We start from the raw sequence: 16,121 nt of genomic DNA on the forward strand, positions 1-16,121 counted from the left end.
ACGGCCGCGGAACTGACGGCGGCTCAGCCGGTGGGGTCGCCGGTGCGGTACCCGTCGCGGAGTGCGGCGGCCCGCTGCCTGGACCTGGGGGCGCCGGTCGCGGCACGGGAGCGCGGCCGCGAGGTGCTGGCGGTTCCGGTCCGGGCCCGGCCGGGGCTGCTGGGGGTGGCCCTCTTCGAACGGCCGCCCGGCGCAGAAGCGTTTCTGCACGACGACCTGACGCTCGCCGACGAACTCGTCGCCCGCGCCGGGCTCTGCCTGGACAACTGCCGCCGCTTCGCCCGGGAGCACGCCCTCGCGCTGACCCTGCAGCGCTCCCTGCTGCCCCGCGCCCTGCCCGAGCAGCACGCGGTGGACGTCGCCTTCCGCTACCTCCCCGCCCAGGCCGGCGTGGGCGGTGACTGGTTCGACGTGATCCCGCTGTCCGGCGCGCGGGTCGCCCTCGTCGTCGGGGACGTCGTCGGGCACGGCCTGCACGCCGCCGCGACGATGGGCCGGCTGCGCACGGCGGTCCGCAACTTCGCCGCCCTCGACCTGCCGCCGGAGGACCTGCTGGCCCAACTCGACGCGCTGGTGGACCAGATGGACCAGGACGAGGCCGCCGACCGCAGCGGCTCCGGCGTCATCGGCGCCACCTGCCTCTACGTCGTCCACGACCCGGTGACCCGCCGCTGCACCATGGCCGCCGCCGGGCACCCCAGCCCGGCCCTGGTCGCCCCGGACGGCGGCGTCAGCTTCCCCGGCCTCCCGGCGGGACCGCCGCTGGGCCTCGGCTCGACGCCCTACGAGTCACTGGAGCTGGACCTGCCCGACGACACCCGGCTCGTCCTCTACACCGACGGCCTGATCGAGGACCGGGGCCAGGACCTCGACGCGGGCCTGCTCCGCCTCGCCTCGGCCCTCGCCGGGCCGCCCCGCTCGCCCGACCAGCTCTGCGCCGCCGTCGTGCGCGAACTGCTGCCGCAGCGGCCCAGCGACGACGTCGCCCTGCTGGTGGCCCGGACCCTGCCGCCCGCTGAGGACCGGGTGGCCTCCTGGCCGGTGCCGCTGGCCCCGGAGTCCGTGGCCGGTCTGCGCGCGGCGGTGGTGCGGCAGTTGTCCGAGTGGGGGCTGGAAGAACTGGCCTTCACCACCGAGTTGATGGTCAGTGAGCTGGTCACCAACGCCATCCGGCACGGGGCGGGGCCGGTCGAGCTGCGGCTGCTCCGCGACCGCGCGCTGATCTGCGAGGTGGCCGACGCCAGCTCGGTCTCCCCGCGGCTGCGCCGGGCCCGCAGCGAGGACGAGGGCGGTCGCGGCCTGTTCCTGGTGGCGCAGCTCGCCCAGCGCTGGGGCACCCGGTACACGCCGACCGGCAAGGTCATCTGGTGCGAGCAGCCGCTGCCCGCCCGGATCACTCCGGCGCCCTCCCGGGATGCCGAACGGCGACTCCCGGCATAGCTTCGCCGTGTAGCCCGTACGGTACGCACAGTGAAGGAGAGCGGGCATGCCAGGCAAGTTCGAGGTGTACCAGGAGAAGGCCCAGGAGTACCGGTTCCGTCTGAAGACGGCGACCGGCGAGGTCGTCGCGGTCAGCGAGGCCCACGACTCCATGGAGGCCTGCCGGCGGGCGATCGAGGCGGTGCGCAAGCACGCCCCCTACGCCAAGCTGGAAGACTCGGCCGTGGCCGCGGCGCCCGCGAGCTGACCCCGCGCGGAGAACGGCAGGGGCCGCGTCCCGGTGCACGGACGCGGCCCCTGCCGCTGCGTCAGAAGTGGCGCGGCGTCAGAGGATCGCGCCCGGACGGTACTTGGCGGCCTCCGGGTGCGCCGCCACGACCTCCTCGACCTGCTTCACGACCTCGGCGACCTGCGCGGCCGCCGCGCCGGTGAAGGAGAGCCGGTCGGCGAGCAGCGCCTCCAGCTCCACCCGGTCCAGCGGGATGCGCGGGTCGTCTGCCAGCCGCTGGACCAGCTGGTTCTCGCGCACGCCCTGACGCATCGCCAGGGCCGAGGCCACCGCGTGCTCCTTGATCGCCTCGTGGGCGGTCTCCCGGCCCACGCCCGCGCGCACCGCGGCCATCAGCACCTTGGTGGTGCCCAGGAACGGCAGGTAGCGGTCCAGCTCGGCGGCGATGACGGCGGGGAAGGCACCGAACTCGTCGAGCACGGTGAGGAACGTCTCCAGCAGGCCGTCGAAGGCGAAGAAGGCGTCCGGCAGCGCGACCCGGCGCACGACCGAGCAGGAGACGTCGCCCTCGTTCCACTGGTCGCCCGCGAGTTCGCCGGTCATCGAGGCGTAGCCGCGCAGGATCACCATCAGGCCGTTGACGCGCTCGCAGGAGCGGGTGTTCATCTTGTGCGGCATCGCGGAGGAGCCGACCTGCCCCTCCTTGAAGCCCTCGGTCACCAGCTCGATGCCGGCCATCAGCCGGATCGTCTTGGCCAGGCTGCTGGGCGCGGCGGCCAGCTGCACCAGCGCGGAGACGACGTCGTAGTCCAGGGAGCGCGGGTAGACCTGGCCGACGCTGGTGAGCACGGTGTCGAAGCCGAGGTGGGCGGCGACCCGCTGCTCCAGCTCGGCGAGCTTCCCGGCGTCGCCCCCGAGCAGGTCCAGCATGTCCTGCGAAGTGCCGACCGGGCCCTTGACGCCGCGCAGCGGGTAGCGGGCGATCAGCTCCTCGAGCCGGCGGTAGGCGACGAGCAGCTCGTCGGCCGCGGTGGCGAAGCGCTTGCCGAGGGTGGTCGCCTGGGCGGCGACGTTGTGTGAGCGGCCGGTCATGACCAGCTCGGCGTGCTCGGCGGCGAGTGCGGTGAGCCGGGCCAGCACGGCGACCGTGCGGTCGCGGACGTGCTCGAGCGACTGCTTGATCTGCAGCTGCTCGACGTTCTCGGTCAGGTCCCGGGAGGTCATCCCCTTGTGGATCTGCTCGTGCCCGGCCAGCGCGCTGAACTCCTCGATGCGCGCCTTGACGTCGTGCCGGGTGACGCGCTCGCGCTCGGCGATGGACGCCAGGTCCACCGTGTCCAGCACCCGCTCGTAGTCGGCGACCGCGCCCTCGGGCACCGCGATGCCGAGGTCGGCCTGCGCCTTCAGCACGGCCAGCCACAGCTGCCGCTCGAGGACGACCTTGTGTTCGGGGGACCACAGCCGCGCGAGCTCGCCGGAGGCGTAGCGGGCGGCCAGGACATCGGGGATGAAGGGCTTCGCGCTCACGGGCGCCAGTCTATCGGTCCAGGTCATCGCTCCTGGCCGGCGGTCCGCAACCGGGCCACCCGGCTGCGGACCCCGTCCAGGGCGAGGTCCAGCCCCGCCTCGAACTCCCGGTCCCGGGAAGCCTGTACGCCGTCCGTCAGCTCCGGACGGATGCGCTCGCCGCGGTCCATCAGCTCGGGGTCGATCTTCCGCGCGTCGCCCAGGACCTGGGCGTGCAGCGCGTCCTCGTCCATCCCGGAGCGCCTGACCATGGTCAGCCACTGGGTCTCCGCGGTGGCGAAGCCGTAGACGAACTGGAAGATCAGCCCGAGCGCGGCCCCGGTCTCCCGCTCCGGCAGCCCGGACCGGTTGATGGCCTCCATGGCACTGGTCGCGAGGAAGACCGCGTGCGGGCCCAGGGCCAGGAACTCCCCCACCAGCCGGGTGGACCACAGGTGACGCCGGAACACCATCCGGTACTGGCGGGCGAGTTCCTTGAGGTACTCGGCCCAGTCCGACTCGGGCGTGAGCGGGGGGAGCACGACATCGCCGAAGGCCTCGTCGAGGGCGAGTTCGAGCAGGTCGTCCTTGTTGTCGACGTACCAGTAGACGGACATCGGGGTGACGTCGAGCGCGGCGGCGAGCTTGCGCATCGAGAAGGCGCCCAGCCCCTCCTCGTCGAGCAGCCGGACCGCTTCGCGGACGATGCGCTCCCGGCTCAGCCCGGTCGGCGCCGCGCCCCGCCTGGCCGGCTTGGGCTCCGCCAACCAGACACTCCGCCTTGCCTCCGCCAACGCACGCTCCCCTTCTCCTCCGACGGCAACCACCTTAGGGGCGCGAGGACTCCCCCACCCTCCCCCAGCCTTCGGCCGGGGGTGCCCCCACGGCGGGAGGTGCCCCCAGCGCGACCAGCCCACCGCCCGCGGAGGTCCGGCCCCATGTGCGGGACGAACCTCCGCGGGCGGTGTGTTGCCGCGCCCACGCGGCGGAGCCGCACATGGCTACAGCCTCGCGCCCCTGAAGGGTCACCCGGCCGCCACGGGCTCCCCCTCCGGGTTGCTCGGCGCCGCCGCAGGCGCGGACGCCGGCGCCGCCCGGGAGATCAGCCACGCGGCGAGGAACCCGCCCAGCAGGACCGCCACCGCGCCGATGAGTTGACTGGTCGTCAGCGCGTCCGAGAACGCACCCAGCACCTTGCCCGCCTTCCCGGGTCCCGCGGCCGCCTCCGCGCCCGGCAGGGACCGCGCCGCCGCGTGGGGCACATCGGCCGGGAGTCCGCCGGCGAAGCCCGCCGTCAGCACCGCGCCCAGCACGGCCACGCCGAACGAGTTGCCCATCTCGCTGAGGGTTCCCATCAGGCCGGAGCCCAGGCCCGCCTTCTCCGGCGGGATGGAGCTCATCACCGCGCCGGCCATGGCCGGCTGCGCGCAGGCCGCACCCGCGCCGATCAGGATCAGGCCCAGCAGCGTCCCGGCGTAGGAGCCGGCGTGGCCGAAGACCGCGATGGCGGCCAGGCCGCCCGCCAGCAGCGTCAGGCCGGTCGCGATCGCCAGTGGCGGAGTCAGCTTCATGGTGACCCGCATGCCCGTGCCGGTGAGGTTCAGCGCGACGACCGTCAGCGCCATCGGGGCGATGCGCAGGCCGGCCTCCTGGGGGCCGTAACCCATGACGAACTGCAGGTGCTGGGTGAGCAGGTACAGCGAGCCGCCCATGCCGAAGGCGACCAGCACCCCGCCCGACATCGCGCCGCGGAAGCGGGCGTTGCGGAAGAAGGAGAGGTCCAGCAGCGGGTGCTCGATCCGGCGCTCCCAGAGCACGAACACCAGCAGGAAGAGCACGCCGAGCCCGGCCGCGGCCAGTGTGCGGCCCGCGGTCCAGCCGTAGCCGGGGCCCTGGATGACGGCGTAGACGACGCCGATCAGGCCGGCCGTGGAGAGCGCGGCGCCGACCAGGTCGGGGTAGTCGCCGCGCGGGTCCTTCGACTCGGGCACCAGCTTGGCCACGGCCAGCAGCGCCAGCGCCGCGACCGGCACGTTGACCAGGAAGACCGACCCCCACCAGAAGTGCGCGAGCAGCAGGCCGCCGATGACCGGCCCGAGGGCGACGCCGAGCGAGGCGACCGCCGTCCACGCGGCGATGGCCTTGGGCTGCTCCTCCGCGTCGAAGGTGCGCACCACGATGGCGAGGCTGGTGGCGAGCAGCAGGCTGCCACCGACGCCCATGCCGGCCCGGGCGGCGATCAGCTGCCCGGCGCTGCCGGCCATCGAGGCCCCCAGCGAGCCGACCCCGAACAGGGCGAGCCCGAGCAGCTGGACCTTCTTGCGTCCGTAGCGGTCCGCCAGGCCGCCCGCGGCGATCAGCAGGCCCGCCTGCGCCAGCGAGTAGGCGCCGATGACCCACTGGGTCTGTGCCGTGCTCGCGCCCAGTTCGCGGGTCAGCGAGGGCACGGCCACGTTGAGGATGGTGTTGTCCAGGATCACCACCATCTGCGCCAGGCAGATCACGGCGAGGATCACCCACCGGTCGGGCCTTCGGCCCGTCGTCTCCACCACGGCTTCGCTCATCTTCCTGTTCCCCGTCCTTCGGCAGCGGTCTTGTACGCCGTATAAGGCTTGTACAGCGTAGAAGAACGGGCGCACCGGCGCCAGCCTTTATTCGCGGAAACGCCGGTGCCGGGAAAACCCCAGGTCAGCGCACCAGCAGCCGCAGCAGGCGGTCCGCCTCCGCGGCCGGGTCCTCGCTGAGGCCGCAGTGCACCGGACCGGGCTGCACGATCGTGCTGCGCGGCGCGGTGAGCCAGCGGAACCTGCGACCCGGGTCCTCGTCCCCGATCCCGCGGCCGTCGCAGGTCGCTGCCACCGCGCCCAGGGCCGCGCGCACTCCGGCGACGTCCGCCCCGGGGTCCAGCGCCAGCAGCCGGCGCTCGTCCAGGTGCACGGCGCAGCGCAGCACGCCGCCCGCCTGCCGGCTGTAGACCAGCACCCCGGCGTTGATCTGCTCCCCGCGCTCCACCCGCGGGACGACCCGCAGCAGCGCGTACTCGTAGACGGAGGGCGCACCCGACGCCATGTCAGTTCTCCTTCCCGGGCAGCCAGTCGGCGCGCGGCGCGGCGGCGCGGGCGGCCAGCTGGGCGACGTACGCGGCGCGGACGGCGTCGGGGCCGTCGAAGCCGGGCTCGTCCGCGAGCCAGACGTCGGGGACCAGGGCGACCACCTCGGTGAGCAGCTCCGGTGTCACCTGGGGGCCCAACTCGGCGTCCGCCGCGTCCAGATCGGGACGGAACGGGAGCAGCACGTGGTCGCTGCCGTCGTAGGGCCGGCGCACCGACTCGCCCGCCCGGGACCACATGTGGTGGAAGATCAGGCTGGCCCCGTGGTCGATCAGCCACAGCTCGCCGTGGTGCATCAGCAGGTTGGGGTTGCGCCAGGACCGGTCCACGTTGCCGATCAGCGCGTCGAACCAGAGCACCCGCCCGGCCAGTTCCGGGTCGACGGCGAAGGCGCCCGGGTCGAAGCCGAGCGCGCCGGAGAGGAAGGCCATGCCGAGGTTGGCGCCGCCGGACGCCTTGACCAGGTCCTGCACCTGCTGGTCGGGCTCGCCCACGGCGATCATCGGGTCGACCTCGAGGCGGACCAGCCCGGGCACCCGGAAGCCGAGCCGCCGGGCCAGCTCCCCGGCGACGACCTCGGCCACCAGGGCCTTGCGCCCCTGGGCCGCGCCGGTGAACTTGGCCACCCACAACCGGTCGGAGCCGGCCTCCTCCACCAGCCCCGGCAGCGAGCCGCCCTCCCGAAGCGGCGTCACATACCGACCGGCCCAGACCTCTTGAAGCATGGTCCACACCCTACTGTCCGTGCCACCGCCGACCGGTAGGGGCGTTTGGGTGGCAGGCGTCGGGTATGCGTGCGAATGTGACCGTCAGGACGCGACTGCAACCTGTGAGGGATGGACCGACATGGAACGACCCCGGATCCTGGTGGTGGGCGGCGGCTTCGCCGGTGTCGAGTGCGCGCGGCGGCTGGAGCGGAAGCTCGCACCGATCGAGGCGGAGATCGCCCTGGTGGCCCCCTTCAGCTACGAGCTCTACCTGCCCTTGCTGCCCCAGGTCGCGGCCGGCGTGCTGACCCCCCAGTCGGTGGCCGTCTCGCTCCGCCGCCAGCTGCGCCGGACCCGGATCATCCCCGGCGGCGCGGTCGGCATCGACGCGAAGGCGAAGATGGTGGTGGTCCGCAAGATCACCGACGAGCTGGGCGCCGAGCCCTACGACTACCTGGTGCTGGCCCCGGGCAGTGTCACCCGCACCTTCGACATCCCCGGGCTCGACGAGTACGCCCGCGGCATGAAGACCCTGGCCGAGGCGGCCTACGTACGCGACCACGTCATCGCCCAGCTCGACCTGGCCGACGCGGCCACCAGCCAGCAGGAGCGCATCTCCCGGCTCCAGTTCGTCGTGGTCGGCGGCGGCTACGCCGGCACCGAGACGGCGGCCTGCCTGCAGCGGGTCACCACGGCGGCGGTCAAGCGCTACCCCCGGCTCAACCCGAACCTGATCAAGTGGCACCTGGTGGACATCGCGCCCAAGCTCATGCCCGAGCTGGGCGAGCACCTGGGCGACCGGGCCATGGAGATCCTGCAGCGGCGCGGCATCGAGATCTCGCTCGGCGTCTCCGTGGCCGAAGTGGGCGAGGAGTCGGTGAAACTGACGGACGGTCGGGTGCTGCCCTCGCGGACGCTGATCTGGACCGCCGGAGTCGCCGCCAGTCCCCTGGTCAACACCCTGGACGCGGAGACGGTCCGCGGCCGGCTCGCGGTGACCGCGGAGATGAAGGTGCCCCGCTTCGACGGCATCTTCTCCCTCGGCGACGCCGCCGCCGTCCCCGACCTCGCCAAGGGCGACGGCGCGGTGTGCCCGCCCACCGCCCAGCACGCGCAGCGGCAGGGCAAGGTGGTCGCCGACAACATCATCGCCTCGATCCGCGGCCAGCAGCTCAAGCCCTACTACCACAAGGACCTCGGCCTGGTCGTGGACCTCGGCGGCGCGGACGCGGTGTCCAAGCCGGTCGGCGTCGAGCTGACCGGCCTCCCGGCGCAGCTGGTGGCCCGCGGGTACCACCTGATGGCGATGCGCACCAACGTGGCCAAGGTCCGGGTGGCCACCAACTGGGGCCTGAACGCCACGGCGGGCGACGACTTCGTCCGTACCGGCTTCCAGGCCCGCCGCCCCGCCGCCCTCAAGGACTTCGAGTACACCGACTCCTACCTGAACCCGGACCAGGTCCGCGAGTTCACCAAGAACCTGATCGCCAAGCGGTGACGCCGCGGCGGCGCGCCGTCCGCGCGCGCCGCCCCGCACCGGCCGGCTGCCGTCCCCCGATCGGCGTCAACCTGTCCTTCCTGCGGGGGAGCTGACGTCGCGTCGGAACGATGAGCAGACTTTATATCCCTAATGTCCCATTCCTATGGGACGATCACTCAGCCGCCGAAGCCTGATCACCGGCGCCGCCGCCACCGCGGTCACGCTGGCCGCCGCGCCCCGGGCCTACGCCCGGCCCGGGAACGCCGCGGTCGCCGCGGCCGTCAGAGCGGAGTACCTGCACGGCTGGCGCGGCTACTGTGCGCACGCCTGGGGGCACGACGAACTGCGGCCGCGCAGCCGGACCGGGCACGCCTTCTTCGCTCCGGGGCACAGCTTCGGGCTGTCGATCGTCGAGGCGCTGGACACCCTCTACCTCATGGGCCTGGACCACGAGCTGCACCGGGCCGCCGACTGGACCGAGCGGCACTTCGACCCCGTGCAGGACGCCGACGTGCAGGTCTTCGAGGCGGTGATCCGCCTGGTCGGCGGTCTGCTGGCCGGCTACCGGGTGACCGGCCGGCCGGTGCTGCTCGACCGGGCGCGCGAACTGGCGGACCGCCTGCTGCCGGCCTTCACCAAGTCCCCGACCGGCATCCCCTTCTCCCACGTCAACCTGCGCACCGGGGCCGTGCAGGGCACCACGGTCGCCCTCGCCGAGGCCGGCACCAACGTGATGGAGTTCGGGCTGCTGTCCCGGCTCACCGGGGACTCCCGCTACTACGACGCCTCGATGCGCTCCTACCGGGCCGTCCTCGCCCGCCGCAGCCGGCTCGGGCTGCTGGGCACCTTCCTCGACCCGATCACCGGCCGCTGGCTCGACCGGGCGGACGCCGGGCCGAACCCGCCCACCGACTCCTTCTACGAGTACCTGTGGGGCGGGTCCCGGCTCCTCGGCGACGCGCAACTCGGCCACTGGTACCGGGAGCTGACGAACAGCCTGCTCCGCCACTGTACGGACGCCTCCACCGGGCGGCTCTGGTTCCGCACCGTCGACGCCCGCACCGGGAAGCCCAGCGGGCCCCGGCACCAGTCCGAGCTCGCCTCCTTCTACCCCGGGCTGCTCGGCAAGGGCGGCGATCTGCGGCGGGGGCGGCAGTACTTCGCCTCCTGGGACGCCGCCCAGCGCCGCTGGCCGCTGCTGCCCGAGACCCTGGACTACGCCACCCTGCACGCGGTCGACCCGGGCCACCAACTGCGCCCCGAGTTCGCCAACGCCGCCTTCGACCTGTGGCGGATCACCCGCTCCGAGGCCTACCGGGCCTCCGCCTACCGCTGGTTCCAGGACGCCCGCAGGCTGCGGGTGCGGGCCGGGTACACGATCGCGACCGACGTGCGCCCGGCCCGGCCGGTGCTCGGCGACCTGCTGCCCGCCTACTGGTTCGCCGAGAACCTCAAGTACGTGTACCTGATGTTCGCCGCGACGCCCCGGTTCGACTACTCGACGGGGCTGCTGTCCACCGAGGGCAAGCTGCTGGCCTGACCCAGGCCCAGCCGCTGCTCCGCCGTGGTCCAGTCGGTCGCGATGGCCTGCTGGGCCGCGGCGAGCGTGACCTTGCCCGCGCAGATGGCGGTGTGCAGGTGCGTCTCCACGCTGTCCTTGGGGTTGTTGACGCCCTGTCCGTGCTTGTGGCCCGGGGACGGCGGCTCGACCCAGAGGTTGCGCGGGTCGTTGGGGTCGCCGCCGAGCTGCAGGCTGATCAGGTGGTCGTACTCGGCGTCGGCCAGGGAGCCGGTGTAGCCGTAGGACTTGGCGTTGGCCTTCTTCTCCCGGCCGGTGATGCTCGCCGGGGGCCGGATGTCGCTGGTGTAGCCGCCCTTGCGGCAGATGGTCCGGCTCAGGTTGGCCTGGGTGACCGCGGGCGAGACCGCGCCCGGGGTGCAGGTCGGGTCCGGCAGCGGCTGGCCCTGCTCGTAGCGGAAGTGGCAGCTGCCCGGCGCGGGCTGGGCCTGCACCGTGTAGGAGCCCTTCGGGCCCTCTCCGACCGCGAGCGCCTTGCCCGAGGAGGGAACTGACGCCGCGTCACCGGGGTTGGCGTGGTCCGCCGACCCGTGGGTGGCGGCGGAGGTGCAGCCCGCCACTGCGGTCAGCAGCAGGGCGGCGAGGGCTACGGCAGGTCGGCGCACAGGACTTCCTCGGAGCAATCGGATGAAACGGTTCGTCGCACAGCGTGGCAGATGCGGCATCGGCTTGTCGCGCTCCTGACGCCTGACGGGTCGTCAGGGGTCGCCCGGCTCGCCGCGGCTGGCGCCCTGCGGCCAGACGCGGACCACGGGACGGCCCACGTCCCGGGCGCGCCGCACCAGGTCCCCGGTCCCGCCCGGCCCCTGCGGGGGCGCCCCGTCCCACACCGCCACCAGCAGGTCGGACCGGGCCAGCAGCACCTCGTTGGCGGCGGCGTAACCCTCGAAGTCCGGCGTGTCGAACGGCATTTCCACGACCTCGACCGCCGCCCGGAGCAGCCGGGCGAACGCCTCCCCGGGCTCGCGCCAGCCCCTGGCCGGCAGCACGGCCACCAACTCGCCCCCGGCGGCGAGCAGTTCTTCGGCGAAGATGGTGTCCGCCCCGGGCGCGAGACAGGACAGCCCCACCAGGTCCCCCGCGGCGGCGTGTGCCCGCAGCAGCTCGCGTAGCTCGGCGCGGACCGCGCCCGCCGTCCCCTCCCCCAGATCGAGGTGCCCCGTCACCGCGATCGCCGCCACCGTGCCCACCCTGCCCCCTCACCCGCCCGGACCGTTCCCCTCAGCGATTCCCCCCGGACCATGCGTTGACGCGCCGCCGACGTCCCGCACGGAGGTGAACGGAGCACACGGCGCGCCCGGGTCGCACACGCGCCCTGTGGAATGCTGGCCCGATGACGGACACACCCTTCACCCTCGACCTCGGCGGACGCCGCCCCGACGTGGATCCCACCGCCTGGCTCGCGCCCGGCAGCACCGTGGTCGGGGAGGTCGCCCTCGGCCCGGAGAGCAGCGTCTGGTACGGCGCGGTGCTGCGCGGGGACATGGGGCCGATCGCCATCGGCCGGGGCAGCAACATCCAGGACGGCTGCGTCGTCCACACCGACCCGGGCTTCCCGGTTTCGGTCGGCTCGGGCGTGAGTGTGGGGCACCGGGCGGTGCTGCACGGCTGCACGGTCGAGGACGACGCGCTGATCGGGATGGGCGCGGTGGTGCTCAACGGGGCCGTGATCGGGCGGGGTTCGCTTGTCGCGGCCGGGGCGGTGGTCACCCAGGGCAAGATGATCCCGCCCCACTCGCTGGTGGCCGGCGTTCCGGCCAACGTGGTCCGCGAGCTGACCGAGGAGGAGCGGGCCGGCATCCGCCTGAACGGCGACGCCTACCGGGACCTGGCCGTCACCCACCGTCAGGCGGTCGAGAAGGCGTGACGCACGCGCAGGGGCCCGGGGAGCGGCTGCTCCCCGGGCCCCTGACGGAGCGTCGGTCCGCCCGGATCAGACCTGTCCGGCCTTCTCCAGCGCGGTGCAGCAGGTGTTGACCAGCAGGCGGGTCACCACGTACGGGTCCACGTTGGCGTTCGGCCGGCGGTCCTCGATGTAGCCCTTGCGGTCCACCTCGACCTGCCACGGGATGCGCACCGAGGCGCCGCGGTTGGACACGCCGTAGGAGTAGACGTTCCACGGGGCGGTCTCGTGCTTGCCGGTGAGGCGCTCCTCGACACCGGTGCCGTACTGGGTGACGTGCTCCATCACCTTGTCCTGGTCGGCGCCGAGCGCCTCGCAGGCGGTGATGATGGCGTCGTAGCCCTCGCGCATGGCCTTGGTGGAGAAGTTGGTGTGCGCGCCCGCGCCGTTCCAGTCGCCCTTGGCCGGCTTGGCGTCCAGGGAGACGACGACGCCGTAGTCCTCGGCGACGCGGTGCAGCAGCCAGCGGGCGATCCACATCTGGTCGGAGACCTCGAGCGGGCTCAGCGGGCCCACCTGGAACTCCCACTGACCCGGCATGACCTCGGCGTTGATACCGGAGATGCCCAGGCCCGCCTCGAGGCAGTAGTCGAGGTGCTTCTCGACGATCTCGCGGCCGACGATCTTGCCGGCGCCGACGCCGCAGTAGTACGGGCCCTGCGGGGCCGGGAAGCCGCCCTCGGGGAAGCCGAGCGGACGTCCGTCCTCGGTCAGGAAGGTGTACTCCTGCTCGATGCCGAAGATCGACTCCTGGGCGGCGAACTGCTCCGCGATCGGGGCCAGCAGCGCACGCTTGTTGCTCTCGTGCGGGGTGCCGTCGATGTTCAGGACCTCGCAGAGCACCAGCACGCTGCTGCCGCCGCGGATCGGGTCCGGGCAGGTGAAGACCGGCTTGAGCACGCGGTCCGACGCGTGGCCCTCGGCCTGGTTGGTGCTGGAGCCGTCGAAGCCCCAGACCGGGGGCTCGGCACCGTCGGCGACGATCTTGGTCTTGGAGCGCAGCTCCGCGGTCGGCTCGGTGCCGTCGATCCAGATGTACTCGGCCTTGTAGCTCACGGCGGGCATCCCTCGCGGTGGGGGTGGGAACGTTGCGGGTGCTGGCGGTGCTCCACAGCGTCGGGGAGGTCCGCTTTGCTGACGCTGACGATCACAGCACGCAATTTCCCGGCTGTTGCCCGTTTGTGAACAGCAGGTTAACCGGCCCGCGAAGTGCCTCAGCTCACATGCCGACTCAGGACAAGTGCGACATTGTGGCCGCCGAAGCCGGTCGAGTTGGCCAGTGCATGACTCCAGTCTCCGGTCCGGTTCGCGCCGCTGACCAGGTCGGACTTCACCTCGGGGTCGACGTTCTCCAGGTTCCGGATCGCCGGTGCCACCCCGTCCCGCAGCGACAGCAGCGCCGCCAACGCGCCCAACGCGCCCGAGCCGCCGAGCAGGTGACCGGTCATCGACTTCGTCGCGATGGCCGCCGGGTGCAGCCCGACGCCGTCCGCGACCGCCCGCGCCTCCACCACGTCGCCGGCCGGGGTCGAGGTGGCGTGCGCGTGCACCAGGCCGACGTCCAGCGCATCGACGCCCGCGTCCGCGAGCGCCAGCCGCATCGCCCGCGCCTGGCCCTCGGCGTCAGCGGCCGTGATGTGTCCGGCACTTGACGTGATGCCGGCCCCGGAGACGTAGCCGTGCACCCGGGCCCCGCGCGCGGCGGCGCGGTCGGCGCGCTCCAGCACCATCACCACCGCCCCCTCCCCCAGCACGAAGCCGTCCCGCGCGGTGTCGAACGGCCGTGAGGCGAGGGCGGGTTCGTCGTTGCGCGTGGACAGCGCGGTCATCTGCGCGAAACCGGCCAGCGGCACCGGCGCGACGCACGCCTCGGTGCCCCCGACCACGACGACGTCGGCACGGCCCAGCCGGATCAGGTCCAGGCCCATCGCGATCGCCTCCGCGCTGGAGGTGCAGGCGCTGACCGGTGTCCGCGCCCCGCCGCGAGCCCCCAGCTCCATGCTCACCCACGCGGCCGGACCGTTGGGCATCATCATCGGCACCACGTAGGGCGAGACGCGGCGCGCGCCGGAGGCCTCCAGGATGTCGTCCTGCTCCAGGATCGAGCGGATGCCGCCGGTGCCGGTGCCGATGACCACCGCCAGGCGCTCCGGGTCCACCTCGGGCCGGCCGGCGTCCGCCCAGGCCTCACGGGCCGTCACCAGCGCCAGCTGCTCGCAGCGGTCGAGCCTGCGCGCCTCCACCCGGGACAGCTGCTCCGTCGGCTCGACCGCCAGCTGCGCCGCGATGCGGACCGGCAGCGCGGCGGCCCACTCCTGCTCCAGCACCCCGACGCCGTTGGCGCCCTCCAACAGTCCCGCCCAGGTGCTCGGCAGGTCCCCGCCGAGCGGCGTGCTCGCCCCGAGGCCGGTCACGGCGACGTCGTAACGGACCTGACTCATCAGCTCATACCTCCGACTCGGCTTGCTGCGTCGGAGTCAGCCTGGCATGCGGGCCCATTCGTTCGTGTGCGCCGTCCTGAGCGAGTCCCACCCGGATTTCTTGTACACCTGCTACAAGACGGGCACGTCCACCAGTTCGGTGCCCAGCCGCTCCGGCTGCGGCGCGCCGCGTTCCGCCAGCCAGGAGCCGAAGCCGTCCAGGCCCTCCTCCGCCACGGCCACCTCGATGCTCACCCCGCCCGCGCCGTACGTGGTCTGACGGACCGTCCACCCCGCCGCGCGCAGCTCGTTCTCCAGCCGTCCGGCCCGTGCGTGGTCCGCCGCCACGGCCAGCAGCGCCAGTGGACGCCGCTCCACCACGCCCACCGCGTCCAGCGCCTCACCGACCGCCGACCCGTACGCCCGCACCAGCCCGCCGGCGCCGAGCAGCACCCCGCCGAAGTAGCGGGTCACGACGGCCACGGTGTCGGTCAGCCCGCGGCGGCGGATCACCTCCAGCATCGGCGCGCCCGCCGTCCCGGCCGGCTCCCCGTCGTCGTTCGACCGCTCGCGGCGCGGATCCGCGCCGACCACGAGGGCGGTGCAGTTGTGGCGTGCGTCCCAGAACTCCTTGCGGACCGCCGCGATGAAGGCGGCGGCCCCCGCCTCGTCCTCGACCCGCGCGAGCGAGCAGATGAACCGCGACTTCTTGATCTCGATCTCGCGGCGGCCCGGCCCGGCGATGGTCAGATACGGCATCAGCCCAGCTTAGGGCCCCGCCGGACGGCGCTACGGCCTGTCCCAGCGGTAGGCGCGCTCGACCTTGGCGACGTGGACGCTGTAGTGGTGGTACCACTCCGCCCGGCCGCGGTCGCGGGCGCCCGCGTGGTCCGGCTGGACCAGCCACTGCCGGATCGACTCCTCGTCGCGGAAGTAGCCGACCGTGATGCCGAATCCGTCCCCGTCCCGCGCGGAGTCCATGCCCAGGAAGCCCGGCTGCTGTCGGACCAGCCGGTCCATCTCGTCGGCGGTCTCGCCGTAGCCGTGGTCCCCCTCGGTCCGCTGCGAGGCGAACACGACCGCGTAGTAAGGCGGTTCGGGCGTTTCGGCGGGACGGGTGGCCATGGCTCCTCCGTTGCGGCTAGCGTCCTGAGGCATGGATCTTGACACTGCCGAACGCTTCGCCGCCACCTGGGCGGCGGACTGGAACTCCCACGACCTGGAGCGGATCCTCGCCCACTACACCGAGGACGTGGTCTTCACCTCCCCGAAGGTCACGGAGATCCTCGGCGACCCCTCCGGCGAGGTGCGCGGTAAGGAGGCGCTGCGCACCTACTGGGCCAAGGGCCTGGAGCTGCTGCCGGACCTGCACTTCACCGTCGAGGACGTGCGGGCCTCGGTGGACACCGTCGTCATCAACTACCGTAACGAGCGCGGCGGGCGGGTCGCCGAGGTGCTGACCTTCCGCGACGGGCTGGTCTGCCGGGGTCTGGGCGCGTACGCGCGGAGTTGAGACGGCCGAGTCGGCCGCAGGGGGAACGGGGGAACAGGGACGTGTTCGGCATCATCCGACCGTGTCGGCACCGGCTGTCCGAGCGGTTGCACGAGTCCTGGGTCGCGCATCTGTGCGGCCTGTGCCTGGCGCTGCGCGACGGGCACGGCCACCTCGCCCGCACCGCGACCAACTACGACGGCCTGATCGTCTCGGTCCTGGTGGAGGGGCAGGCGCCGCGCGCCGACGGCCGCC

Annotated in this window: 18 protein-coding genes; 7 read left to right on the forward strand and 11 right to left on the reverse strand. The window is 73.2% G+C overall.

The features are described from left to right. The coding region (locus ACFP3V_RS13235; RefSeq protein WP_380583177.1) for an ATP-binding SpoIIE family protein phosphatase at positions 1–1,440 on the forward strand (1,440 nt) is incomplete at its 5' end. Between the two features lie 46 nt (positions 1,441–1,486). Beyond that, complete coding sequence (locus ACFP3V_RS13240; protein ID WP_380583178.1) at positions 1,487–1,687, forward strand: YegP family protein; 201 nt, start codon at positions 1,487–1,489, stop codon at positions 1,685–1,687. A 78-nt stretch (positions 1,688–1,765) separates the two neighbouring features. Here the strand turns inward: ACFP3V_RS13240 and purB are convergent, their stop codons facing one another. The 5 genes from purB to ACFP3V_RS13265 all read right to left on the reverse strand — a co-directional run bounded on the left by purB (position 1,766) and on the right by ACFP3V_RS13265 (position 7,010). Further along, complete coding sequence (gene purB / locus ACFP3V_RS13245) at positions 1,766–3,196, reverse strand: adenylosuccinate lyase (protein ID WP_380583179.1); 1,431 nt, start codon at positions 3,194–3,196, stop codon at positions 1,766–1,768. A gap of 23 nt (positions 3,197–3,219) precedes the next feature. Continuing rightward, a complete protein-coding gene (locus tag ACFP3V_RS13250; RefSeq protein ID WP_380583180.1) occupies positions 3,220–3,942 on the reverse strand; it encodes a TetR/AcrR family transcriptional regulator in 723 nt (240 codons plus the stop codon). A gap of 258 nt (positions 3,943–4,200) precedes the next feature. Then, positions 4,201–5,739, reverse strand: coding sequence for an MFS transporter (locus tag ACFP3V_RS13255; protein WP_380583181.1), 1,539 nt, complete (start codon positions 5,737–5,739; stop codon positions 4,201–4,203). 124 nt (positions 5,740–5,863) lie between these two features. Continuing rightward, positions 5,864–6,244, reverse strand: a complete 381-nt coding sequence (locus ACFP3V_RS13260; RefSeq protein ID WP_380583182.1) for a DUF3037 domain-containing protein — start codon at positions 6,242–6,244, stop codon at positions 5,864–5,866. 1 nt (position 6,245) lies between these two features. Then, on the reverse strand, positions 6,246–7,010 hold the full coding sequence (locus ACFP3V_RS13265) for a HipA family kinase (RefSeq protein WP_380583183.1): 765 nt from the start codon (positions 7,008–7,010) through the stop codon (positions 6,246–6,248). Between the two features lie 121 nt (positions 7,011–7,131). On the opposite strand from ACFP3V_RS13265, the gene ACFP3V_RS13270 reads away from it, so the two are divergent. Together ACFP3V_RS13270 and ACFP3V_RS13275 are read left to right on the forward strand one after the other, a co-directional pair. Continuing rightward, positions 7,132–8,490 (forward strand): NAD(P)/FAD-dependent oxidoreductase, encoded by a 1,359-nt coding sequence (locus tag ACFP3V_RS13270; RefSeq protein WP_380583184.1) that lies wholly within the window; start codon positions 7,132–7,134, stop codon positions 8,488–8,490. A 145-nt stretch (positions 8,491–8,635) separates the two neighbouring features. Continuing rightward, on the forward strand, positions 8,636–10,012 hold the full coding sequence (locus ACFP3V_RS13275) for a glycoside hydrolase family 47 protein (RefSeq protein WP_380583185.1): 1,377 nt from the start codon (positions 8,636–8,638) through the stop codon (positions 10,010–10,012). On the opposite strand, the gene ACFP3V_RS13280 is transcribed toward ACFP3V_RS13275, so the two are convergent. Then, positions 9,967–10,656, reverse strand: a complete 690-nt coding sequence (locus tag ACFP3V_RS13280) for a hypothetical protein (protein WP_380583186.1) — start codon at positions 10,654–10,656, stop codon at positions 9,967–9,969. The two genes, ACFP3V_RS13275 and ACFP3V_RS13280, sit on opposite strands and share 46 nt — an antisense overlap. A gap of 93 nt (positions 10,657–10,749) precedes the next feature. Next, positions 10,750–11,241, reverse strand: coding sequence for a hypothetical protein (locus ACFP3V_RS13285; protein ID WP_380583187.1), 492 nt, complete (start codon positions 11,239–11,241; stop codon positions 10,750–10,752). Positions 11,242–11,384: 143 nt separating this feature from the next. Between ACFP3V_RS13285 and ACFP3V_RS13290 the strand changes: the two genes are divergently transcribed. Beyond that, entirely contained in the window at positions 11,385–11,918 is a 534-nt protein-coding gene (locus tag ACFP3V_RS13290) for a gamma carbonic anhydrase family protein (RefSeq protein WP_380583188.1), read from the forward strand. Positions 11,919–11,984: 66 nt separating this feature from the next. Here ACFP3V_RS13290 and glnII read toward each other — a convergent pair whose 3' ends face one another. The 4 genes from glnII to ACFP3V_RS13310 form a co-directional block, all read right to left on the reverse strand. Continuing rightward, positions 11,985–13,010 carry a glutamine synthetase gene (glnII, locus tag ACFP3V_RS13295; RefSeq protein ID WP_380583189.1) on the reverse strand — a complete coding sequence of 342 codons (1,026 nt, stop codon included), beginning with the start codon at positions 13,008–13,010 and terminating at the stop codon, positions 11,985–11,987. 158 nt (positions 13,011–13,168) lie between these two features. Beyond that, the gene (locus tag ACFP3V_RS13300) at positions 13,169–14,395 is read right to left on the reverse strand and encodes a beta-ketoacyl-[acyl-carrier-protein] synthase family protein (protein ID WP_380583190.1); all 1,227 of its coding nucleotides are present in this window, start codon (positions 14,393–14,395) and stop codon (positions 13,169–13,171) included. A 111-nt stretch (positions 14,396–14,506) separates the two neighbouring features. Then, positions 14,507–15,133 carry a YigZ family protein gene (locus tag ACFP3V_RS13305; protein WP_380583191.1) on the reverse strand — a complete coding sequence of 209 codons (627 nt, stop codon included), beginning with the start codon at positions 15,131–15,133 and terminating at the stop codon, positions 14,507–14,509. Positions 15,134–15,163: 30 nt separating this feature from the next. Beyond that, positions 15,164–15,499 carry an antibiotic biosynthesis monooxygenase family protein gene (locus ACFP3V_RS13310; protein WP_380583192.1) on the reverse strand — a complete coding sequence of 112 codons (336 nt, stop codon included), beginning with the start codon at positions 15,497–15,499 and terminating at the stop codon, positions 15,164–15,166. A 31-nt stretch (positions 15,500–15,530) separates the two neighbouring features. Here ACFP3V_RS13310 and ACFP3V_RS13315 point away from each other — a divergent pair, with 31 nt between their 5' ends. Together ACFP3V_RS13315 and ACFP3V_RS13320 are read left to right on the forward strand one after the other, a co-directional pair. Continuing rightward, entirely contained in the window at positions 15,531–15,887 is a 357-nt protein-coding gene (locus tag ACFP3V_RS13315) for a nuclear transport factor 2 family protein (RefSeq protein WP_380583193.1), read from the forward strand. 41 nt (positions 15,888–15,928) lie between these two features. Continuing rightward, positions 15,929–16,121, forward strand: a 193-nt coding sequence (locus ACFP3V_RS13320; protein ID WP_380583194.1) for a DUF5685 family protein, incomplete at its 3' end; no start/stop codon positions are given.

This window comes from Streptacidiphilus monticola (genome assembly GCF_042658505.1).
Taxonomy (GTDB): Bacteria; Actinomycetota; Actinomycetes; order Streptomycetales; family Streptomycetaceae; genus Streptacidiphilus; species Streptacidiphilus monticola.

Bases quoted from the DNA above. Each gene is read 5' to 3' on its own strand.
- ACFP3V_RS13240 (WP_380583178.1), top strand. From the start codon at position 1,487: ATGCCAGGCAAGTTCGAGGTGTACCAGGAGAAGGCCCAGGAGTACCGG.
- ACFP3V_RS13275 (WP_380583185.1), top strand. From the start codon at position 8,636: ATGGGACGATCACTCAGCCGCCGAAGCCTGATCACCGGCGCCGCCGCC.
- ACFP3V_RS13290 (WP_380583188.1), top strand. From the start codon at position 11,385: ATGACGGACACACCCTTCACCCTCGACCTCGGCGGACGCCGCCCCGAC.
- ACFP3V_RS13310 (WP_380583192.1), bottom strand. From the start codon at position 15,499: ATGGCCACCCGTCCCGCCGAAACGCCCGAACCGCCTTACTACGCGGTC.
- ACFP3V_RS13255 (WP_380583181.1), bottom strand. From the start codon at position 5,739: ATGAGCGAAGCCGTGGTGGAGACGACGGGCCGAAGGCCCGACCGGTGG.
- ACFP3V_RS13270 (WP_380583184.1), top strand. From the start codon at position 7,132: ATGGAACGACCCCGGATCCTGGTGGTGGGCGGCGGCTTCGCCGGTGTC.
- ACFP3V_RS13305 (WP_380583191.1), bottom strand. From the start codon at position 15,133: ATGCCGTATCTGACCATCGCCGGGCCGGGCCGCCGCGAGATCGAGATC.
- ACFP3V_RS13260 (WP_380583182.1), bottom strand. From the start codon at position 6,244: ATGGCGTCGGGTGCGCCCTCCGTCTACGAGTACGCGCTGCTGCGGGTC.
- ACFP3V_RS13300 (WP_380583190.1), bottom strand. From the start codon at position 14,395: ATGAGTCAGGTCCGTTACGACGTCGCCGTGACCGGCCTCGGGGCGAGC.
- ACFP3V_RS13315 (WP_380583193.1), top strand. From the start codon at position 15,531: ATGGATCTTGACACTGCCGAACGCTTCGCCGCCACCTGGGCGGCGGAC.
- ACFP3V_RS13265 (WP_380583183.1), bottom strand. From the start codon at position 7,010: ATGCTTCAAGAGGTCTGGGCCGGTCGGTATGTGACGCCGCTTCGGGAG.